The sequence below is a fragment of the Vibrio sp. Y42_MX_L11 genome, from assembly GCF_024181785.1.
In the GTDB taxonomy this organism is placed as follows: Bacteria; Pseudomonadota; Gammaproteobacteria; order Enterobacterales; family Vibrionaceae; genus Vibrio; species Vibrio diabolicus.
In genome coordinates this window covers 151221-171746 of the sequence record NZ_JAMZAP010000010.1, presented here as the reverse complement: position 1 = coordinate 171746, position 20526 = coordinate 151221, and the positions used below count along the sequence as shown (strand labels likewise).

General features: G+C 41.6%; 23 protein-coding genes and 1 pseudogene. 13 read left to right on the top strand and 11 right to left on the bottom strand.

All coding sequences use genetic code 11. From position 1 onward, the window contains the following. Positions 1–122: 122 nt before the first annotated feature. Positions 123–1034 (bottom strand): annotated as a pseudogene (locus tag NL643_RS12570) (diguanylate cyclase); the annotation flags it as partial. A gap of 254 nt (positions 1035–1288) precedes the next feature. Here NL643_RS12570 and NL643_RS12565 point away from each other — a divergent pair. From NL643_RS12565 to NL643_RS12520, 10 genes are all read left to right on the top strand, one after another. Next, positions 1289–1657 (top strand): late competence development ComFB family protein, encoded by a 369-nt coding sequence (locus NL643_RS12565; RefSeq protein WP_005394489.1) that lies wholly within the window; start codon positions 1289–1291, stop codon positions 1655–1657. 41 nt (positions 1658–1698) lie between these two features. Continuing rightward, positions 1699–1980 carry an HlyU family transcriptional regulator gene (locus NL643_RS12560; protein ID WP_005394488.1) on the top strand — a complete coding sequence of 94 codons (282 nt, stop codon included), beginning with the start codon at positions 1699–1701 and terminating at the stop codon, positions 1978–1980. 435 nt (positions 1981–2415) lie between these two features. Continuing rightward, positions 2416–3972, top strand: a complete 1557-nt coding sequence (locus NL643_RS12555; RefSeq protein ID WP_253644511.1) for a Re/Si-specific NAD(P)(+) transhydrogenase subunit alpha — start codon at positions 2416–2418, stop codon at positions 3970–3972. A gap of 8 nt (positions 3973–3980) precedes the next feature. Next, positions 3981–5357 (top strand): Re/Si-specific NAD(P)(+) transhydrogenase subunit beta, encoded by a 1377-nt coding sequence (gene pntB / locus NL643_RS12550; protein WP_005394484.1) that lies wholly within the window; start codon positions 3981–3983, stop codon positions 5355–5357. Between the two features lie 155 nt (positions 5358–5512). Beyond that, entirely contained in the window at positions 5513–6967 is a 1455-nt protein-coding gene (gene vxrA / locus NL643_RS12545; protein ID WP_253644510.1) for a sensor histidine kinase VxrA, read from the top strand. Then, on the top strand, positions 6942–7604 hold the full coding sequence (vxrB, locus tag NL643_RS12540) for a response regulator transcription factor VxrB (protein WP_005394480.1): 663 nt from the start codon (positions 6942–6944) through the stop codon (positions 7602–7604). The genes vxrA and vxrB overlap by 26 nt, the downstream gene beginning before the upstream one ends. 6 nt (positions 7605–7610) lie before the next feature. Then, positions 7611–8492 carry a DUF2861 family protein gene (locus tag NL643_RS12535; RefSeq protein ID WP_005394478.1) on the top strand — a complete coding sequence of 294 codons (882 nt, stop codon included), beginning with the start codon at positions 7611–7613 and terminating at the stop codon, positions 8490–8492. A gap of 60 nt (positions 8493–8552) precedes the next feature. Continuing rightward, positions 8553–9674: a conjugal transfer protein TraF gene (locus NL643_RS12530; protein ID WP_253644509.1), complete on the top strand. Its 1122-nt coding sequence runs from the start codon at positions 8553–8555 to the stop codon at positions 9672–9674. A gap of 42 nt (positions 9675–9716) precedes the next feature. Further along, entirely contained in the window at positions 9717–9878 is a 162-nt protein-coding gene (locus tag NL643_RS12525; RefSeq protein ID WP_005394474.1) for a YoaH family protein, read from the top strand. A 927-nt stretch (positions 9879–10805) separates the two neighbouring features. Further along, on the top strand, positions 10806–11195 hold the full coding sequence (locus tag NL643_RS12520) for a universal stress protein (RefSeq protein ID WP_046875460.1): 390 nt from the start codon (positions 10806–10808) through the stop codon (positions 11193–11195). Positions 11196–11297: 102 nt separating this feature from the next. Here the strand turns inward: NL643_RS12520 and NL643_RS12515 are convergent, their stop codons facing one another. Further along, on the bottom strand, positions 11298–11510 hold the full coding sequence (locus tag NL643_RS12515; protein WP_012842272.1) for a hypothetical protein: 213 nt from the start codon (positions 11508–11510) through the stop codon (positions 11298–11300). A 306-nt stretch (positions 11511–11816) separates the two neighbouring features. Further along, positions 11817–12656 carry a LysR family transcriptional regulator gene (locus tag NL643_RS12510; protein ID WP_012842273.1) on the bottom strand — a complete coding sequence of 280 codons (840 nt, stop codon included), beginning with the start codon at positions 12654–12656 and terminating at the stop codon, positions 11817–11819. 81 nt (positions 12657–12737) lie between these two features. Here NL643_RS12510 and NL643_RS12505 point away from each other — a divergent pair, with 81 nt between their 5' ends. From NL643_RS12505 to NL643_RS12495, 3 genes are all read left to right on the top strand, one after another. After that, entirely contained in the window at positions 12738–13094 is a 357-nt protein-coding gene (locus NL643_RS12505; RefSeq protein WP_253644508.1) for a hypothetical protein, read from the top strand. A gap of 436 nt (positions 13095–13530) precedes the next feature. Further along, positions 13531–13707 carry a hypothetical protein gene (locus NL643_RS12500; protein WP_253644507.1) on the top strand — a complete coding sequence of 59 codons (177 nt, stop codon included), beginning with the start codon at positions 13531–13533 and terminating at the stop codon, positions 13705–13707. Positions 13708–13794: 87 nt separating this feature from the next. Continuing rightward, positions 13795–14160, top strand: a complete 366-nt coding sequence (locus NL643_RS12495; RefSeq protein WP_248379898.1) for a regulator — start codon at positions 13795–13797, stop codon at positions 14158–14160. A gap of 28 nt (positions 14161–14188) precedes the next feature. Here NL643_RS12495 and NL643_RS12490 read toward each other — a convergent pair whose 3' ends face one another. The 8 genes from NL643_RS12490 to NL643_RS12455 form a co-directional block, all read right to left on the bottom strand. After that, positions 14189–14689: a hypothetical protein gene (locus tag NL643_RS12490; protein ID WP_248379897.1), complete on the bottom strand. Its 501-nt coding sequence runs from the start codon at positions 14687–14689 to the stop codon at positions 14189–14191. Then, positions 14682–15989, bottom strand: coding sequence for an AAA family ATPase (locus tag NL643_RS12485; RefSeq protein ID WP_253644506.1), 1308 nt, complete (start codon positions 15987–15989; stop codon positions 14682–14684). Before NL643_RS12485 ends, NL643_RS12490 begins: the two co-directional genes overlap by 8 nt. A gap of 505 nt (positions 15990–16494) precedes the next feature. Then, a complete protein-coding gene (locus tag NL643_RS12480; protein ID WP_005494995.1) occupies positions 16495–16638 on the bottom strand; it encodes a hypothetical protein in 144 nt (47 codons plus the stop codon). After that, positions 16638–18023, bottom strand: coding sequence for a zonular occludens toxin domain-containing protein (locus NL643_RS12475; protein WP_253644505.1), 1386 nt, complete (start codon positions 18021–18023; stop codon positions 16638–16640). The genes NL643_RS12480 and NL643_RS12475 overlap by 1 nt, the downstream gene beginning before the upstream one ends. A gap of 4 nt (positions 18024–18027) precedes the next feature. After that, positions 18028–18372 carry a DUF2523 family protein gene (locus tag NL643_RS12470; protein ID WP_005477634.1) on the bottom strand — a complete coding sequence of 115 codons (345 nt, stop codon included), beginning with the start codon at positions 18370–18372 and terminating at the stop codon, positions 18028–18030. A gap of 1 nt (position 18373) precedes the next feature. Beyond that, a complete protein-coding gene (locus tag NL643_RS12465; protein ID WP_367651908.1) occupies positions 18374–19870 on the bottom strand; it encodes a hypothetical protein in 1497 nt (498 codons plus the stop codon). 171 nt (positions 19871–20041) lie between these two features. Next, on the bottom strand, positions 20042–20287 hold the full coding sequence (locus NL643_RS12460; protein ID WP_005477614.1) for a hypothetical protein: 246 nt from the start codon (positions 20285–20287) through the stop codon (positions 20042–20044). 5 nt (positions 20288–20292) lie between these two features. Further along, the gene (locus NL643_RS12455) at positions 20293–20523 is read right to left on the bottom strand and encodes a hypothetical protein (protein ID WP_005477619.1); all 231 of its coding nucleotides are present in this window, start codon (positions 20521–20523) and stop codon (positions 20293–20295) included. Positions 20524–20526 lie beyond the last annotated feature (3 nt).

Genomic DNA, 20526 nt, shown 5'->3' with positions numbered 1-20526 from the left:
TACGACTACATGGTTAAGTGCATGAAAGAGTTGGCTAAGCCCGAGCCTGATATCGACTCACTTCTTCCCTGGAACTTCTCCCACACATAAAAAAGCGCCCGTGTGTTCATGGGGCGCTTACCTTTTGCGCCACCGGGAGTTTTAGTTAGACGCGAAGCGACCATTTTTAATACGTCATCACCCGTATCGTGACCGTAGGTATCGTTAAACTTTTTAAAGTGGTCAACATCAAGCATTGCGATCGTGAACTTTTTGCCCATGTGTTTTAAGTCAAGGTCGAGTGCGCGCCTACTCGGGATCCGCGTTAAGCTATCTGTGAAAGCCAATTGATGGCTGGCAGAGGCAGCATAAATAATGATAAGCAACCCCGTTAGCGTAAACATGGTGCTAGATATGTATTGCACATCAAAGAAAATGAACGTCGCGGACGCCAGCACCATTGCAGAGTAGGTCATCGCATGGATGATTTCATTCTTCTTTAAAACAAGAATACCGAGGAAGCAGACAATACCCACACAATATAAAACTAGAATAAAAGGCAGTTTAGAAACCGTAGGTACGATAAATAAAATGCCGCTTGTCCATTGTTCAAACCCACCTTCAACGTAATACGCTAACGTAAGGTAAGACCAAAGAACGAACATCGTTAACATCAAGAGGTAAGTAAACATGGCTCTTGAGTCGAAACCGTCTTTACTAAACAAAAATACCGCAAGAAAAGAAACAGGAAGTAGCGTGGCTAAAATGGTCAGCTCAAGTAAGGCTGTACCACTTTGAAGTGGGACTTGTAGCCTGTGCTGTATCACGAAATAGGCCAGTAACATCGCTAAGCACACCATTGACTCCCGACCTTGCTTAAATGAATAGCAAAGGAGCAGTGCACAGCCTAACAGTATGTACGGCAAATTTGCGGCAATACCCCAGTTTGACTGAGTCATCTGAATGATGTTGTTCATGCTCGAACTCACTAATCCCAGCAACATAAATGGGAAAAGGAACCTAAAGCCTGATGAAGTCATTGATGATGAGGACATCTATTACAAATTGCCTGAAAATAGTTGATTATATAATTGGTTAGGTTAAGTGTTTCATCAATATAGATATTAATCTGCTATCGATTTTCTTTCTTCGAGAACTAGCAAGAATACGTCTATTTGCTCATTTTCCCAAGTATTTTGGGAGACATTACGACAAAAAGAGAGAGATTGATTAAATTAAGAGCAATCAATAAGTTGTTATAAACAAGTCGTTGCTATACTTGTTTTCATAGAACAAGGGAGATTTGCCAATGCAGATAAGTTCAGATGTGCATAACTACATGGAAACACTTGTTGGACAAGTGCTCAGTTTGCCTCAGTTTGTAGAGCAGTATGACAACGAGCAGCTCGCAGATATTGCGTGCCTTGCACTTATTCAGCTTAAACCTGTCTATATTCGTCATGATATTGATTTTCTATCTTCGCTTCCGGAACAAAAGCTCACCCAATTTAAGCAAAGTGCAGATATCGCGGTGAAAAACGCGGCAGAAATGGTGAAAGAAGACCGGCGTAAAAACCGAGATCATGATGTACCTGTAATTTTTACCCATACCAGTTATGATGAAGACAAAGAATTGGACTGGTATGAAAAACCAATCCTCAATGTCAATATTAAGTGATACAAGCTTAATCTATCGATGAGCTTACCCAAGGAGGAACCGTGGGATTTTTTTCGCGTTTGTTTGGTGGTAGTGAAAAAACTGCTGAAGTAAAAACTGTGGAACCAGTTGAGTACAAAGGTTTCCTTATTTACCAAGAGAGCCTTTCAGAGGGTGGGCAATACCGCATTGCCGGTCGAATAGAAAAGCAATACGACGATGAAGTGAAAACTCATCGATTTATTCGTTCAGATTTGCTCGGCTCGGAACAAGATGCCAATGAACTTATGTTGAAGAAATCTCAAATGTTTATCGATCAAATGGGCGATAAAATCTTCGACTAACAATTCACCGCAACTTGATTCCAATCATCTTAAAAAGAGCCATTAGTGTATATGCTGATGGCTCTTTCTTTTTTAGAGCTTAAATGTTTGTTAAGTCAGCATTTAATTATGATCTGGTTAGACCTCAGTCTAGTAAGGCATGGCGTTGTTATTTTTCGTGCTCAGAGCGACAATCATTCATTACTTAGCGTTATATGTAATGAAATTTAGTATTTAAATTACAAAACACTTGAAGTAATGAGACGCGTTCGATACAAACAGAATAATAACAGGGCTGTTAGTCAAGGTGTTATTGTGCAAATGGGTGGCCCCAAACACCATCTTTCGTTTGCAATTGTCTTGCGTGGTAAACAGATAGAAATAAAAAAGAGTTAGAGTAGAGCGACGCTCTGTTTTGGGACTAATTTATTGATATGTATACAAGGAGTATGCGTTTTGCAAATCGGTGTACCTAAAGAGATACTTGCGGGTGAATCGCGAGTAGCTGCATCGCCGAAGTCGGTTGAGCAGTTAATAAAGTTGGGATTCGATATCGCGATTGAATCCCAAGCGGGGGGGCTTGCGAGTTTCGATGATGCTGCTTATGAAGCTGCTGGTGCGAAAATCGTTTCTAGTGAAGAAGTTTGGGCATCTGGTCTTATTCTAAAAGTTAATGCGCCAATCGTAGATGAAGAACAAGGCATTGACGAAATCGCACTACTACAAGATGGTGCAACACTTGTTAGCTTTATTTGGCCTGCTCAAAACGCAGAGTTGATGGAACAACTTTCAAGTAAGAACATTAACGTTCTTGCCATGGATTCTGTTCCTCGTATCTCTCGTGCACAAGCCTTAGACGCGCTCTCTTCGATGGCTAACATCGCTGGGTATCGTGCGGTTGTTGAAGCAGCTCATGAGTTTGGTCGTTTCTTTACAGGTCAAATCACGGCTGCCGGTAAAGTACCACCAGCGAAAGTATTGGTCGCTGGTGCGGGTGTGGCTGGTTTGGCTGCAATCGGTGCTGCGGGTAGCCTAGGGGCTATTGTTCGTGCATTTGACGTTCGCCCAGAAGTAAAAGAACAAGTTGAGTCCATGGGAGCAGAGTTCCTGACCGTGGATTTCCAAGAAGACTCTGGTTCTGGTGACGGCTATGCAAAAGAAATGTCCGATGACTTCAACAAAAAAGCGGCAGAGTTATATGCAGAGCAAGCTAAAGATGTTGATATCATTATTACAACGGCACTAATCCCTGGCAAACCTGCTCCGAAGCTGATCACCAAGGAAATGGTCGACAGCATGAAAGCGGGCAGTGTCATTGTTGACTTGGCAGCTGCTAATGGCGGTAACTGTGAATACACAGTTAAAGACCAAGTTATCATGACAGATAATGGCGTAAAAATTGTTGGTTACACTGACATGGTCGGCCGTTTGCCAACGCAATCTTCTCAACTTTACGCGACAAACCTTGTTAACCTTCTAAAACTGCTGTGTAAAGAAAAAGATGGTAACATCAATATTGATTTCGAAGATGTTGTTATCCGTGGTGTCACCGTGGTTAAAGAAGGTGAAATTACATGGCCTGCGCCACCAATCCAGGTTTCAGCGCAGCCGCAAGTGAAACAAGAGCAACCTGCGAAACCAGAGCCTAAAGTAGAAGAACCTACCTCTCCAACGAAGAAAATTATTGGTGTAGCCGCGGCAGTAGGTGCTTTTGCTTGGATTGCATCGGTTGCGCCGGCAGCGTTCCTTTCTCACTTTACTGTATTTGTTTTAGCTTGTGTTGTCGGCTACTACGTGGTTTGGAATGTTACCCATGCACTTCATACTCCGCTTATGTCGGTAACGAATGCTATCTCCGGCATTATTGTGGTTGGTGCATTACTGCAAATTGGGCAAGGTAATGGGGTCGTTTCATTCCTATCCTTTATTGCTGTATTGATCGCCAGCATCAATATCTTCGGTGGTTTCACCGTCACCAAGCGTATGCTTGAAATGTTCCGCAAAGATAAATAGGAGTTACAATGTCTGCAGGATTAGTACAAGCAGCTTACATTGTTGCTGCATTATTTTTCATCATGAGTTTGGCGGGGCTTTCAAAGCAAGAGTCCGCTCGTAATGGTAACTACTATGGTATCGCAGGTATGACGATCGCGCTGATCGCGACGATCTTCAGCCCTGATGCTCAAGGCTTTGGGTGGATCATTATTGCGATGGCGATAGGTGGGGCGATCGGTATTTTCTATGCGAAGAAAGTAGAAATGACCGAAATGCCAGAACTGGTTGCGATACTGCACAGCTTTGTAGGTTTAGCTGCGGTTTTAGTTGGCTACAACAGTTACCTTGATGCGCCAGAAGCAGCAACTCATGCTGAACATGTTATCCACCTTGTAGAAGTATTCTTGGGTGTCTTCATTGGTGCCGTAACATTCACGGGTTCAATTGTTGCATTTGGTAAGTTACGTGGTGTGATTTCTTCTTCGCCGCTTAACCTTCCCCACAAGCACAAAATGAACCTTGCAGCGGTTGTGATTTCTACGCTTCTTATGATCTACTTCGTAAAAGCAGATGGCAGCATGTTCGCTCTGATTGTGATGACACTGATTGCGTTCGCGTTCGGTTACCACTTAGTTGCTTCAATTGGTGGTGCTGATATGCCAGTTGTCGTTTCAATGCTGAACTCATATTCAGGTTGGGCAGCAGCAGCAGCAGGTTTCATGCTCGCAAATGACCTATTAATCGTAACAGGTGCGTTGGTTGGTTCTTCAGGTGCGATTCTTTCTTACATCATGTGTAAAGCCATGAACCGTTCGTTTATCAGTGTTATTGCTGGTGGCTTTGGTCAAGAGATTGTAATTTCAGGTGACGAAGAGCAGGGCGAACACCGCGAAACAACGGCAGAAGAAGTTGCTGAAATGCTGAAGAACTCAAAATCAGTAATCATCACTCCAGGATATGGTATGGCTGTAGCGCAAGCGCAGTATCCAGTGCATGAAATTACTGACGTACTTCGTTCAAAAGGTATTGAGGTTCGCTTTGGTATTCACCCAGTAGCAGGTCGTCTTCCGGGACATATGAACGTGTTACTTGCTGAAGCGAAAGTACCGTATGATATCGTTCTAGAAATGGATGAAATCAATGATGACTTCGCTGAAACAGATACCGTACTGGTTATCGGCGCTAACGATACGGTAAACCCAGCAGCTCTGGAAGATCCGAACAGCCCGATTGCTGGTATGCCTGTACTGGAGGTTTGGAACGCGAAAAATGTAGTGGTATTCAAGCGTTCAATGAATACTGGTTACGCAGGTGTACAGAACCCACTGTTCTTCAAAGAAAATACATCAATGCTATTTGGTGATGCGAAGGAAAGTGTTGAGTCTATTTTTAAAGCACTCTAACCATTCTTGATTTAAAACTATACAGGGTCAGCAATCGCTGGCCCTTTTTTGTTCCGTTTCAATGTTATAGTAATGCAAATCCTTCTGTTAGCAGATGTCAATTGCTTGTAGATTGATGTATAGTTTTGGCTAATGTAACAAGTGACGGTAACAGTTTGATTAAAAAGTTTTTGCTCGGTTTTGCAACTGTATTGCCGCTTTTTTCGGCACCTGCATTTTCCGATTCACTACCAGAAAGAATAGATACGTTTACAGAGCTATTTAATTATGAAGTAGCTCTTAAATCGTATGATATTCGTATTCTGCAATCAAATTATCCTACCAAGTTACTTGCGCCAGATTCGCTTCTGCCGCAAACGTCTGACTATCCGTTAAAAGATATACAACAGCTTTACAGCTTAGCGAATAATTGTCGTGGTAAATTGCCATTAAGTCCTTTAATTACTGAGCCGTTAGTATTTACAAGAGCTATCTGTAAAGGGACGCAACTGACACCACGTTGGTTTTCGCGTAGTGGGCTCATTCACCCAGGTGGTGGGACTTATGCTGCACGCTATGTGGATAAGTATCCAGAACTCAAACCCAAGCTTGCTCAATACATGCATATTAAAGAGCGTGACAATGAGGAAGGGGATGAGTTGTTAGAAAGCTTGAAAAACATGGACGACGACGCCATTAATGCTTTGATTGCAGGCGCGAGCATGTTTATCGAAGGTAACGAACTTTGGTTACGACGTGGTGACCGTTACTTTGTTTTCGAGAAAGATATCTGGGAAGAAAACGTCGCTAATGCGGGTCTGTCGTACGCTCTAGCGTCTCAAAGTAAAAGTTGTTTTGTTAAACGAGGCAATATTTGTTGGGATGTAGAAGATCACTCACAAGTTTTGCGGATCAGTATGATCATACTGGTAATCGCAAATATTCTTCTAGTGATTGGTTGGGCTGTATACCGCTGGAATAGTAAGCGAGAAGAGCTCCGTAGTAGAATGCTTGTATTGCAAATTTTAACGCATGAGCTCAGAACACCGATTGCATCTCTATCACTGACGGTTGAGGGCTTTCGCCGAGAATTCGAGCATCTACCTGAAAGCGTATATGACGAGTTTCGCAGATTGTGTGAAGATACACGTCGTTTGCGTCAATTGGCAGAAGCGAGTAAAGATTATTTGCAATCTGATAACCAAATGCTTGCAACAGACTGGGTTCCGTCTGTCGCAGACTGGTTAGAATTTAAGATCGAAGAAGAATTTGATAGTGCCGTGCTTTTCAACATCAATGAAGATGTGGCTGCTAAAGTTAATGTGTACTGGTTAGGAACTTGTATCGATAACTTGCTTCGTAATGCGCTTAAGTACGGTATTGCACCAGTTGAATTGGATGTTTCAACTAGTGAAGAAAAAATAGTATTCCAAGTCCGAGATGCTGGTGGCCTAACGGCTAAAGATTGGGCAAATTTGAAGAAACCGTTCGTCAGTAAGAGCGGGTTAGGACTTGGGTTAACAATCGTTGAATCTATGGTAGGCCGCATGGGCGGAAAAATGTCCCTGATGGGACCACCTACAACCTTTATATTGGAGATACCTTGTGAAACAGACACTGCTTCTCGTTGAGGACGATAAAAACTTGGCTGATGGCCTGTTAGTAAGCCTGGAACAAGCAGGATATGAGTGTTTACATGTGGAACGTATTGCAGACGTAGAACCACAATGGAAAAAAGCTGACTTGGTTATTCTCGATCGCCAACTCCCAGATGGTGACTCTGTACAATGTCTCCCAGAATGGAAACAGATTAAAGACGTACCAGTTATCTTGCTAACGGCACTTGTTACCGTAAAAGATAAAGTTGCAGGCCTTGATTCCGGCGCGAACGACTACTTAACGAAGCCTTTTGCTGAAGCGGAACTCTTTGCGAGAATCCGTGCACAGCTACGAGCACCGGATTCAGCAGAGCAAAGCAGCGCTGATAAAGTGATCACAAAAGACTTAGAAATTGATCGTTCAACTCGTGAAGTTACCTATAAAGATGAGCTAATTACGTTAACTCGTACAGAGTTTGATCTACTGCTATTTTTAGCGTCGAACTTAGGTCGCGTGTTTACTCGTGATGAGCTACTTGACCACGTTTGGGGTTACAATCACTTCCCAACGACACGTACTGTGGATACGCACGTATTGCAGCTTCGTCAAAAACTGCCAGGACTGGAAATTGAAACACTTCGCGGTGTTGGCTACAAGATGAAAGCATAAGTCATAATGAAAACACTACTCCCCGTAGTTCTCTCATTAGCGTTAGTGAAACCAGTCCATGCAATGGACTGGTTTCAAACCAACACGCCTTTAACGCAGGCACATCAACACTTACTTGAAGATGATCTTGCCGGTATGTTCAACTCTCTCGTTGAACTGTGGCAAACGGAACCAAGTAAAGATTTGACTCCTCATCTCAATGACCTTCTTGGCCAGTCACTATCTAAAAACTGTGGCAAGTCTCTCACTGGTGTAACGCTGCCTGAATGGATAAGTGGTGTGAACGTTATTCGTCAGACCATCCAAAGCCCTGGGCGAGATACATTTAGGTTAGTGATCAAGCTAAGAGCTACAACTGACATCGAAAATATTTCATTTAATAGATGGGTGGATGATTCTATATCTGCAGACAGTTCATTCAGTTATGAAGAACAGCCGAGCGGTACGGAATTAGCCAATGAGCGTAGTTATTCGAAACGCTATAACCTCACGGGTAAGCTTGAAGCAGGCTTGTATCACTTAACTATTGTTTCTAAAGATAAACAAGAGTATCGAACTTGGGTAATATTAGGAGATTCCAATTCTTCGCAATATGTTCGTTGGACATCTAAAGAGAATTGGAAAGTAGAAAAGAGCGCACTTCGTAATCCCCATTGTCCATTACCGCAACTTGAGGTTGGTTTATATGACTACATTGATGGTCAATACGAGCAAATGTGGAAAAAGACTTACGAGTCTAACTATCCCAATTCACTAGAGCTTGCGGGCGTCCCAAATGATAGATACGTGCTAGCAGTGAGTATCAACAGTCGTCGTTGGCAGGGCGATATAATTGTTGAGCAAGCTCAAACTATTAGCCGAACCTATGATCTTTCCCAAGAAGAATAGTTAAAGAAATACCATTTGTGCCGATAAAGGTTCAGGAAGAACCAAAATCACAAGTGTAGTATGAAAACCAAATATAAAATTCTAGCCACCTCTGTTGCCACCACACTTTTCGCAAACGTTGCTTCGGCTGCCACTTATGCGATAGAAGCTCGTAGCGATGCGATGGGTGGCGTTGGTACGGTATCGGCAACTTATCTGACTGCTCCTTTTTTCAACCCCGCACTTACTGCAATTTATCGCCGAAACGACGACGCAGGAATGATCGTGCCAAGTTTTGGTGGTAACTACGATGATCAATATGATCTTGTCGATGAAATCGAACGCATCAGCAAATTGACCGATGTCGATGAAATCAAAAAATCGATGAATGCCATAGATGGAAAAAAAACTGACTTTGATCTTGGTGGCGTTGTCGCTATAGGTATTCCTAATAAATTTTTATCTGCAACTGCATACGGTAAGTTATACACTGAATCATTCGTACAACCAAAAGTAGATACGTCAGGTACTAATCCGTTAGACGATAGCTACGTACAAGGTGTTTCTATTGGTGTTGCTGAAGCAGGTGTATCACTTGCTAAATACACCAACTTTATGAATCAACACCTTTCATTTGGTGTTACGCCTAAACTTCAGCGTATTTATACGTACTCTTACGCCACGAGTTTTCAGAATTTCGATACCAAAGACTTACGTGAACATGAGACAGCGGAAACGATGTTTAACTTGGATGCGGGAGCGCTTTGGTTCTTTGGCCCATATCGTCTCGGTATTTCAGCAAAAAACTTGATCGGAAGAGACGTTAAAACAAAATCGTTCATGTATGGCAGTGATACGATAAAATCATACGAGTACAGCATGCGTACCGTATATACGGTCGGGGCAGGGGTTGTTGCCGATTACTTTACTATGAGTGTCGACTACGATCTTAATGAAGAAAAACGTTTTTCATCCTTCGATGATAATACACAAATGATTCGAGCTGGTATTGAATTTGATATCTTGCGTCAACTGGCATTGCGAGCGGGTTATATGAAAAACTTAGCTCGAAGTAGCGACGAAGGTACCATTACTGCAGGTATTGGACTGTCTCCACTTAAGTTGATCGAATTAGATATTGCTGCTCAGTACACGAACGAGAACGCAATGGGGGCATCCATTAATTTCCTTGCGACCTATTAATTGAATCGTTATAGTCTGCTCCTCAAAATGAGGAGCTTTTTTATGTTTGACGATTTACCCCCTCTATCTCACCAAGAGCAACAACAAGCTGTAGAGAAAATTCAAGAATTGATGGCGAAGGGCACAAGTACAGCAGAAGCCATCAAAATTGTTGCCGAACAAATTCGATCTGAGTACGCAGAAAAACAACAGCAACAAAACTAATTAATTCATATCAGGGCTTTGGCCCTGTTTTTTTTGGTCTCATATTATCCTCAAATATTTTCACACCTTAACGTAGTTACGTCGTAACGTTATTTCTATACCATTCAATTTATTCAACTCCCTCTATTCTGTACTAAGCAGTTAGTAAAATTTTACTTGTTTAAGTTAACCTTGATGCGTTCTGGCTTGAACGGATATGGGGTAAAATGCCATTTTTAAATTAAAATAAATAAATTCATCAGCTTACGTTGGTTTTTGTCTTGTGTTTCTATTTCGGTCATGTTTTTTGTGTAATTAAATTACAAGGCGGTTATTGGGCCTGTTTTCAAGTAGAGGATTATGCTGAAAAGACAAAAAAGACACGTTGTAACAGAAAAATAAAATCTGAATATAGTTATATAATTGACCTTATAGAGACAGTAAGTGCTCGCAGACGTATGTCGGTTTTAGGTTGAACATAGGAGTGTTGGACTCTGTTTTACCTCTAAATCTTGTCTTTAATTCAGTGTTGTCTATGAAAATAGCTCTTAATCTTGATCGATGGATTACACGAAGAAATTACTTATTGCCAAGTGGTTTTACTAAACTAGGCGACGTTGTAATTAGGAATATAAAACAAGCTGCAATAGAAATTGACAGGATTTAGAAGCGTAGTGACAGTGTAGCGTGGGTTTGTTTGCGTTAGTTACATAGTTATGTACATCCTAAGGAGGGAGAACAAAATGGGCCACATATCAATAACCGGTTCCTAAGTCACTAGTTGACTTCACGAGCCTTCAATGGCTATTAGATAGCTGATCGCTCGGCTGTTTCCACATTCTTATATCAAACTCCCATATTTTCATGAAATATGAGTTTAGACATTGCATTCGCTCTTAGTGAACTAGACTTACTATAAGCACATGAAAACTAACTAGGAGAGAAAGAATGAGTTACAAGCACGTTTTAGTCGCTGTTGATTTATCTCAATCTAGCCAAGTCGTTATCGAAAAAGCAATAACTCAAGCAAAGAACTCGAACGCCAAACTTTCATTCGTTTATGTGGATGTTGATCGTGTGATCATGGAGCCGAAAGAAGAACAAAAGTTGCAAAAGGAGCTACAAGAACTCGCTGATAAATGCCTATATCCAGTACACGAGACGATGGCAGTTATCGGTGACCTTCATATCAAATTGTCGGGAATCGTAAAAAAAGAGGGAATAGACCTAGTTGTCTGCGGTCATCATCATAATTTATTGAGCCGTTTCTTTTCATCGGTACCAAAGGTAGCGAATGAGGTTGAAGCGGATTTATTGATTGTTTACTTGGATGAGTGACAGTAACGCAGGTTTGTGCCACATCTTTTGTAATCCCGTTTTTCGCATATTAAAAAGCCGAACGTTTGTGTTCGGCTTTACGTATGATTGACGACAAAATAATTAACCAGGAATGGCAGAAGCCTCTTGGGATAAAATAGATGCAGACTCTGCGTTTGACTGCAAATCAAAATGCACGTTAACTTGCACACCTTCTCGCTCAAAAGTGACATCATCAAAATCGGTCATAGCGATTTTGAATCCATTTCTAGCAAAAAAGCCAGTCACCATAGTTCGCTGCTTAATTTCTAGTGCAGACGCGAGTAGCTTATCCATGGCATTCTCCTTGGTTATTGTGGGGATATGGGTAGAAGATACACGCAGAACGGTATGAAATCAATTTAATATAAAGCTGCTTTCGATTAAATTTTTAATGTAAGTCAATCTATCGTTTAACCCACGTGATTTATTCCACGCAAAGCCTTGATAATGAAACGGTATAGCATCTCATGTTGTGATAACAAGCATAAAGATGGGGATTTTCATAAATGCCTAACGAGGCTCTTTGAAACAATACGTTACAAAGCTTCTCGCTAGACCTCATGAGTTATCAAAGGAAAATTATAAACCTGAAAAGCCATCCTAAAGTGATTCATTTTTCAATATTTTTGATAACTCAGACCTAATAAAAGTAGATATTTCAGCTAGCTTTCTTGGTAAAGGGTTTTGATAAGGGTAGGCGATATACATGGAGCGTTCTATATCAAAATTTTGTGAAATTTGGATATTGTTGTCTATATGGTTACCTTTTACAAGATAATTTGGGATGACGCCAACCCCAACCCCCTCAGAGACAAAGTTTATTAAAATAGAGGTGTTATCAACTTCGATAACGTCAGTGTACTGCTTTTTAATCGATTCCTTATTCGAGTGATTCTTGTAGATTAATAGCGTGTTATTATTGGCATTGTTAACTGTAGATATTAAAACATCGTTATAATCACCGATTTTATGTGCAATCAGAGTGTCATCAATAATATTATTAAGCCTAATCGCTAAATCTACATTACTTTCTAATAAATTCTCAACATTGTTACTTGATGATATTTCAAAGTTCACTGCTGGATATCGTTCTTGTAAGCCTTTAAGAACAGAACCAAAAATAGAAGAGGCTATAGAATTGGGCATTGTAATTTTAAACTTTCCATTAATGCATTCACTCAACGAGCTAGCTCTGTAATTTAACTCCTGCAAGCTCTCTAACGTTTTGATGGCAAGCTCTCTAATGCTTTCGCCATGATCAGTTAAAACGAGTTTTCTTGTTGTCCTGTGGACGAGTGTTACACCAAGTTGCTTTTCTAATGCCGCTAACTGCCTGCTGACTTGAGCTTTCGACTTTCCAAGTTCTTTTGATGCCTCTGTAAGAGAGAGGTGTTTACAAATGGCTGCAAAGCAGACCAGCTCATTGTTCATCAATTCCATGATTGTTACCTTTTTGCAACTCTGAGTCACGTTGTCTTTTAACGGGAGGGAAAGTATAACTTGCATCAACGGAGGGGGACAATGATATTTAAAAGCCGTCATGAAATAATGGCAGACTACTATCTTAATAAAACTATATTGGATATTAAGTTAAACAAATATCCTGAAGAAATTAACTCAATCGACTTAAATAACGAAAATGAAAATTTAAAAATAAAAGTTCTCTCTCGTGAAATTACTAAGTTGGATTCAGGTAATTTAATTGTCGATTGCGCATCATTGATAATGACTCATTCAATATCGACAAAAGTAATAATAAAGATCGAACTTGAAAATAATTCTTTAAATTATAAAGTTAAAAATGTGAGAATATTTAAATATGAAGACTGCAATACAAAATTCGAAAAGATCTGTTTATCAGAAAGGTACATTGTATAGAATAATAAATAATATTAGTGCTTTGTATACAAAATCGTTAGTAAAATTATTTGGTGAAGAGTTGAGAATCCATCATTGCAAACATAAAATTAATGTAAGAACCACTAGTGAGTTGAGTGAACATATGAAGAAAGATCTAGGTATAGATTGAAAAGTAGAGAGTTTACGTTCCTATAAAGCTAATGTAATAATTACACTTTTGGGGATGAACAATACGTGCCCATAAGTGAGAACATTGAATTTTCTCATCCTTTCGATAACTTAAAACATAAGTTATCGAAAGGATATAATGAGATTTGAAGACAAAGGCTTTAAGCAATCGTTAGGTTGCTTATCTGATATAACTTAAACACTAGCTCATGCCCAGCAGAGTTAGTATCGAACTTCAATAACGCCAGCCAAAGATCTTGTTAACTCAGAAAGTTGGAGAGAAATAATGGAATATCCAATCCAGCTGTTCGGTTACTTGAATGAGCAAGATGCAGAACCAACGTGCATGGTGTCGAACGTAACCAAAGATACAGTGCAGGAACTTAATCGGCTACTGCAGTCTATAAAGCGAAAAGCCAAATACGGCGTCACCAAGCTATCATCTTCAATGCTAATCTTCTAACTCTAAAGTGCGTATTATGGGCGCTTATGATGAATACGATTGCATATGCGTATCCTATAAAATGTCTCTCTTTTGAGGGACAATTCAATGAAGTATCACGAAATGACTAAAAACTATATTTTTCGTGAATTTGAATGTGGTTTAACCGTCGAAGAAGCTGCCAAACTTTGTTTGAAAACTGTGAGAACGGTCAAAGAGTGGGATAAGGGGAAATCCATTCCGCCAGAGTGCAAACGCTTGATGAGGATGAATAGGGGGAGGGAGCTTAGCTGTTGTGAAGAGTGGGAAAACTTCGTAATGAGGCATGATCGTCTAGAGCTTCCGACAGGGCAGTTGGTTACTGCTCAGCAAGTTTTGATTGGAGTAGCGTTGCTCGAGATCGGAGCCTCAAATGATATTGAGGTAGCGCACCAGATTCTTAAATATGCAAGGGTATTGAAGAAAATCGTGTAGTAAAAAAGGCTCCTTGTGGAGCCTTTATCTAGACAGTCATATTACTAACTTGGCTTTGTATAGTAAGACTAATATTGTGATTTTTTCTAAATTTGGCTTTGAGGTTCTGATAAAGAGTTGAAAACTGTGGATGTCTAACCTTGCTACAAACGATAAACCCATGCTTAGATTTACAATTTGAGTGGCGATTTTTAAAAGTAGCCGCAGTCACTTCTAATTGAGATACGCCTTGTTCAAAATCCTTACCTTTAAGCTCAACATAAACTAACTTCTTAATGTGGGGGCTAATCTTATTGTCCTGATTAAGATCCTTAGTAATTTGAGCTATGTCCGCATTCGGTGAAAATACTTCATACATATAATCACACTTTTTTTGTCCCACGCTCGCTATTAGACCACCATCTACTTTGTATAGTTTTGCGGGAATTTGTTTAGGGTTTTTGAAATCAAACTTCCTATTATTCTCACTACAAGGCATTAGTTTCTTCGAGCAGGTTACGGTAGCACTAATATAATCAAGATTACTCATTCCCTTCCTCATCTTCGCTATATAAAATGTCAAGCAATTTATCAAACTCGTCACTGAATACGGAGGAAACAGAATCAATAAGTGTTGCATCTATAAGTTCTGACTCTTCATCAAGAATAGATTTAGAATAGCCATCAATTATAGAGTAAGCGTTTAAGTGTTTAAAATCGATTCCTAAATATGGATTAAAGTCTTTTTCTAAGTCAGAAGTCTTGTTATCTAGCTCTCTAATTTTACCTACGTAAAGCAGGTTATTAATGGCTGTCAGTACATAAGGACTGTGTGTAGTAATAAAATAATTTGGAGCATCTTCATAGCATGACCTTAACAGCGCTAGAACTTTAACAACGTTATATTGCGCTTCCGGGAAAAGGTGAGCTTCTGGCTCTTCAACATAATAGTTACCAGGGAAATCTGACCAAAAATAAGATATCATTCGGACAGTTATCAAAATCGGTAAACTTTCCTGCTGCCCAGAAGATGTATTAATAAGGCTTAATATACCCTCTTTAGTTTCTAAATATTCATCCCCATTGATAGATCTGAATTCGCCATGCAAGATGCTATAGATAATTTCGTCAACATATTTCAATACATCCTGCTGTTCATCGGATAAGTATGCTTCAATTCTATCAAGAATTTTACGACTAATTTTTTTGTTATTTATGTCTTTGGCTAAGTTATATACATTGCCAAACTCAGAAATCATTTTATCAATTCTTCCCGTTTCGGAAAGTAATGAGAATATATTTTCTGACAATGTGGAGAATATAGCTCTAGATGCTGGTATGTACGAATTAAAATGAAACAAAGTATCGCAGTGTTGGAAATATCGTAATTCATCATATTTGAAATTATGAAACATTTTGCTCAATGATGTATATTCGTCAGAAGGAACATGGTTTTGATAACGAATAAATTTCTTTTTTCCTTGTGTGAAAAAATTATTGGTACAATCTAAAAGAGTAACCTTAATACTTGACTTTACTTTTACCTTTTCAATAGTTATACCGTGATATTCATCATATCTAAAAGTAATCTTAAATGGTTTGTCTTGCCACGTTTCTTTGTCAAAAAGGCTGACAAAATTAGAAATAATTTCTTTATCTACTTTGTTCTTTCTCGAGTTGTTTTTTATCCCATCAAATAAGGATTCTGTGGCAAACTCTGTGAAAAAGTAACAAAGTTTAGCGATGATACTTTTACCACTAGCTTGCTGACCGATTAAAACTGTAAAGCCGCCAATCTCTATGTCGACATGCTTCAATGTTATAAAATTATCTATAATTAGTCTTTTCATTTTAATGATTTATCGTTAGCGTAAACTCGCTGCAATCCTATCATGAAGACGCTAACTATCGCATCTTTTAAAACTGATTTATAGACACAAGACGCATATGGCTGTTGCTTTCTTATAGAAACCTCTGTTAATTTCGTGGAATTTACCCCCGTAATACAGATTCGGGGGTTTGACCTCCCGCCGCACGTCGCGCAATCGTCCTAGCCCGTCCTCACTTGCTCCGCGCGTCCGTCGGAGAGAACCCAGAAAAGAAGAATAAGCATTGCTCGACACTCGCAAAGCTTTGATGTTGTGAGTATGCAGCGTTCCAGTCGGTTAACGCGCCTTTGGTGTGGATAGTCTCTGCAAGGCTGGTCTAGCAGGAAGGAGGGCGGCAGCATCCAAGTCGCTTTGGGCTGCTAACCGCGCCGATTAAGTGATGAGGCTAGGTTTTGCTAAGGTGGGCGGCTTGGTGCCTCGTCGTCGCTCCGCAACTCCTTATCCCTGCGGGGCTGGCACCGTGCCTTTAATTGAAGTAGTCGACCAATTTGCCTAGGAGGTATCTCGCAAGGTCATACACGATCACCACAATGACAGCGTTCACTATCGAGAGATGATCAAACAGCTCGATGATCTCAACGAGCTGTCCATGCGTTACGTATTCATTCATTAGGTTTCGCCTCCACTAAACAGACCGCCAACAGGTTTAAGTTCAATATCTTGCTCTTGCCGTTGCGCATATTGCTCATACGGCGAACACGTGACATAGAAATTGGATGTGCCGCGAGACAGCTGGACGAGGCAATCGTCCAGATATTCCATCTTGACGCCCAACTTATTTAGGAATCCGTCATCGAGGTAAGTCACACCGCGTGGTGTGACAACCTCAAAATGCACGTTGACGTGTATCGAGGTGGCTTTGTGCCAACGTTCCACGGCAGAAACATAGATACTCTCTGAGTTCGCCAGTGGGAACCAAGCAGGAACGGTGCCTACGTCATGATAAGACTCATTCCCGCAACCAGAACCCGTACAGCCAGAACCACTAGAACCCATGACAGAACCAGGCGAACCACTTTGACCAGGACGTGCTTGACCTTGCGAAGTCGAAACGCCACTTTGCTGCGAAGTTTGATGAAGCTGCGTTCCTTCCGAAGTTGTCGTCTCAGAATCAGAAACCATACCAATAAGCGCATAAACTAAGTACCCAAATGAAAGCACGACCAGTGCCATAGCTGCTAAGAATTTCGGGTTAAGGAAGATATTCTTTCCAAGCCCCGACTTGGTGATTTGCCCCGTGACGGTCGAGGCGTAGAGTAGGTGGACATCAAGCGGCACCTTGAGGTTATAAACCACATCGTCTTTGCTTGGTTTGGTGACCGTTCGAGTCGGGTCATGTTCCAAGATGCGCGGTTTGCGGTTGGAAAAGAAGATCCCATCTTTCCCCTTATGTTGCTTGGCCAACTCCGCAACACCTTTTAACTCTTTCGGGATTTGAGCAAAGTCAGGCGTGAGCAACACAATGTCCCAGTTGTAGTGCCGGTGCTCCATAAAGGCGTTGTTAAAGTTCTCTGGATAGATGATGCGTCCTTGCTCATCAAAGCGTGTGCGTTGGCAATCGTCTATCTCGCCATTGTCCAAACTGGATGTATCAATCGTTAGCCAACGAGAGTGAAACAGCTCGGAGAATCCTTCCGGTAAGTGAGGCTCAAAGTCAGTGAAAGGGCGCTTGTGTATGTTCGCCATTTTGAAACCTGCATTGACCGAGAAGATTTGCTGACACTCATCAATGAGGATGAATGCCCCAATGGGTGCCCAACAGAAGAAGTATTTCCACAGCTCGAAGCCTTCAGGATTGCGAGAGCTAATGCGAATGAGCCGAGCCGTATCAGGGAACTTCTCACCAAGGCGTTGTTCAATCACTTCAAGTGGCTGCATGCCATGAATGTTGGTAATGCAAATTCGACCTTCACGCAGTGCAGGCAGTAAGTCAAACCACACGGCGCAAGCCGATTTGTAAGAGCCACCGTGACCGTATCGAAATGAAGTAGCCATTCAATCACCAGTTAAAGAAACGCATAACTAAAGACGTAGCGAACGCATCAAAGATGACACGTAGCCCAGAGGTGACGCCGTATTCCGTCAAGATATAACGGACGTCAGAAGGAAGCGCATTAAAGCGGTCTTCGACAAGCGTATAGACGCCATATTCTTCGAGCAGCAGCTGCGCAATCTTGAGTGCAATTTGTATCGAGGCAATCTTGATATCGAGCCATACTGAGATAAGCCACATCGCACCATATTCAAATGCGTTCTTTATCCATTCAATCGCCACATCAAAGAAGTCGAGAAAGGTTTGCCCAATGTTGGCAATAAACTCTAATGCTGAGTAGATGTATTCCATGTTATTTACTCCGATTACCAAACAGAACCCAAAGGGCGATTAAGGCACAAATGAACAGCACGACAGGGCGCACGTAGCCCGATACCGCATCAAAACGCTGTAGTCCTGATTCAACGGTTGCGCCTTTGATATTGAAAGACTTGTCGCTTAATGTGCCGTTGTTGAAGTTGGTGCCGATAGTGATTAAACCTTTAATGTCGTCCACATAGCCTTGGATGGATTCGGCTTTTTCATCTATCGTGGTTTGCAGGTTGGCAAAGTCTTCTGCCGTGAAGATTTCGCCAGTAATAGCGGTGCCCGTAGGTGTGCCAAACTCTGAGCCAGTCAATAGACCCTCAATTGCATTTAAGCTGCTATCGAGTTCGCCCATGGAATCACCAAGCCCTTTTAAATCGTCACGAATACCAATGGTGGCGTTGGTATTGTTGTTCACCGCCGTAGTGATATCGCCGTTGGCCTGTTGGATGAGTGCCTTGGTGTTGCTATAAATCTTGTTGTCATTGATTTGCTGCTCTTGAATGGCTTGGGTGTTATCGACCAAAGAGCCTTTCACATCAATCACCGCGTTGGTGATGTCAGCGTGTGACTGGTTGATATCGACGTTAAGATCATGAATGCCTTTGTTCACATCCACGTTAAGCCCTTTAATAGCAGAAAGGACTGCCGTGTCTGTCGATTCATCCGTGTCAGGGTCTTCTACGTCCGGTTTATCATCAACGACACCGGGATTGACCGTGTTGGTTGAATCATCGGGTAGGACACTTGGGTCTTCAATCTCGCCTGTTGGGTCGTCAGGGTCATGGGTTGGGTCTTCTGGCGTATCCGGTGGAATGATTGGCTCGTCTGGCCCATTCACGCCCCAGAAAAGTGTGCCACCTTCACACTGACGTCCAGTGTAAGCAAAGCGCAGAGAGCATTGAGAGTCGGGCGTGTACTGTCCATCAGGAACGCCAGTACAAATAATGGTGGATTCGTTTTTGGTCATTTCGCATCGAGTGGCACCGTAGTCACCGTAACACGCGCCCGTCACCAGTTCGCCGTAAACCGCAGGGTGCCAATACAATTTCACCGTATCGCCAATGGACTGTTTGAACTGACAAGCATCCATGCATGAGCCATCAGGATTCGTCCCATAGTCACATTTAGGCTCGCAGGCTATCGTTGAGCTATTAAATCGCTCGCCAGATGGACATCTCGCTTTCTCATATATAACGTAGGTCTCGTAGTAGCCTTTATTGTTATAACAATTTGAAGCATATCGGTTGTAACCTAAATCAGTATCGTAAAGCACAACAGAACAATCACGCACACCACCGTAAAGGTTTTCACCGTAATTCTCATACAAACACGCATGGACAGAAGAGGGATTATTCCAAGCTCTTTTCTCATAGCATCCCATCATTCCCGAACTTGCATACATTTCTAAAGCACTAGAGTGACAGGCTAAAAATAAGAGAGAGAAAAAAATAAGGTAACGAAAAGTGAGACTAATATTCATCACAACAAACCAATAAAAAAGGGAGCCGAAGCCCCCTTTATCTATTGATTAGTGAGTATTGATGCCACTCACAAAGCCGTGGAGGAATGCCCCCGCAAAGGCAACACCTAGAACGATAGCGAGAACATCTCCAAGTAAATTACCCGATAAAGGAGGCATAGAGGTGAGCCGTTAGCGACGCAAGAAGCCAACAACCATGGTCACACCAAAGCCCAGTGCAGCCATACCAATCAGACCCGCCACAACCAGTGATACGTTAGCTTGACCACCGGATACCGCAGAGTTGATTGCGCCCGTGATATCGACTTCAGCGAACGCCGGAGAGACAGACGCGGCCATCAGTGCAGCGCCAGCTGCGGTTTTTTTGTTTACGACTGCGTGTTTTACGTTAGTTACAACAAGTTCTAGTTTTTTCATAAGATTTACCTTTTACTCATAAGGCGAACAACACGACCCACCCAGTGACCAACGACCATGTTGATCAAGAGCACGCCACTGACATACAGGAACAAGTCACCGTTGAATAGGACTGGTTCCTTATATTCTTGGTAGTCCACCGCCGAAATCAGCACGTATTCTTGGCAATCCGCAACAGGCGTTTTTGTTGCTTTCAAATTGCCATACTGGTTAACGACGGTGACGCATACAGACATTTT

Bases quoted from the DNA above. Each gene is read 5' to 3' on its own strand.
- NL643_RS12480 (WP_005494995.1), bottom strand. From the start codon at position 16,638: ATGAATGAATACGTAACGCATGGACAGCTCGTTGAGATCATCGAGCTG.
- NL643_RS12500 (WP_253644507.1), top strand. From the start codon at position 13,531: ATGGAATATCCAATCCAGCTGTTCGGTTACTTGAATGAGCAAGATGCA.
- NL643_RS12470 (WP_005477634.1), bottom strand. From the start codon at position 18,372: ATGGAATACATCTACTCAGCATTAGAGTTTATTGCCAACATTGGGCAA.
- NL643_RS12535 (WP_005394478.1), top strand. From the start codon at position 7,611: ATGAAAACACTACTCCCCGTAGTTCTCTCATTAGCGTTAGTGAAACCA.
- NL643_RS12525 (WP_005394474.1), top strand. From the start codon at position 9,717: ATGTTTGACGATTTACCCCCTCTATCTCACCAAGAGCAACAACAAGCT.
- NL643_RS12565 (WP_005394489.1), top strand. From the start codon at position 1,289: ATGCAGATAAGTTCAGATGTGCATAACTACATGGAAACACTTGTTGGA.
- NL643_RS12530 (WP_253644509.1), top strand. From the start codon at position 8,553: ATGAAAACCAAATATAAAATTCTAGCCACCTCTGTTGCCACCACACTT.
- NL643_RS12520 (WP_046875460.1), top strand. From the start codon at position 10,806: ATGAGTTACAAGCACGTTTTAGTCGCTGTTGATTTATCTCAATCTAGC.
- NL643_RS12510 (WP_012842273.1), bottom strand. From the start codon at position 12,656: ATGGAATTGATGAACAATGAGCTGGTCTGCTTTGCAGCCATTTGTAAA.
- NL643_RS12475 (WP_253644505.1), bottom strand. From the start codon at position 18,023: ATGGCTACTTCATTTCGATACGGTCACGGTGGCTCTTACAAATCGGCT.
- NL643_RS12490 (WP_248379897.1), bottom strand. From the start codon at position 14,689: ATGAGTAATCTTGATTATATTAGTGCTACCGTAACCTGCTCGAAGAAA.
- NL643_RS12460 (WP_005477614.1), bottom strand. From the start codon at position 20,287: ATGAAAAAACTAGAACTTGTTGTAACTAACGTAAAACACGCAGTCGTA.
- NL643_RS12495 (WP_248379898.1), top strand. From the start codon at position 13,795: ATGAAGTATCACGAAATGACTAAAAACTATATTTTTCGTGAATTTGAA.
- NL643_RS12465 (WP_367651908.1), bottom strand. From the start codon at position 19,870: ATGAATATTAGTCTCACTTTTCGTTACCTTATTTTTTTCTCTCTCTTA.
- NL643_RS12515 (WP_012842272.1), bottom strand. From the start codon at position 11,510: ATGGATAAGCTACTCGCGTCTGCACTAGAAATTAAGCAGCGAACTATG.
- NL643_RS12485 (WP_253644506.1), bottom strand. From the start codon at position 15,989: ATGAAAAGACTAATTATAGATAATTTTATAACATTGAAGCATGTCGAC.
- NL643_RS12505 (WP_253644508.1), top strand. From the start codon at position 12,738: ATGATATTTAAAAGCCGTCATGAAATAATGGCAGACTACTATCTTAAT.
- pntB (WP_005394484.1), top strand. From the start codon at position 3,981: ATGTCTGCAGGATTAGTACAAGCAGCTTACATTGTTGCTGCATTATTT.
- NL643_RS12455 (WP_005477619.1), bottom strand. From the start codon at position 20,523: ATGTCTGTATGCGTCACCGTCGTTAACCAGTATGGCAATTTGAAAGCA.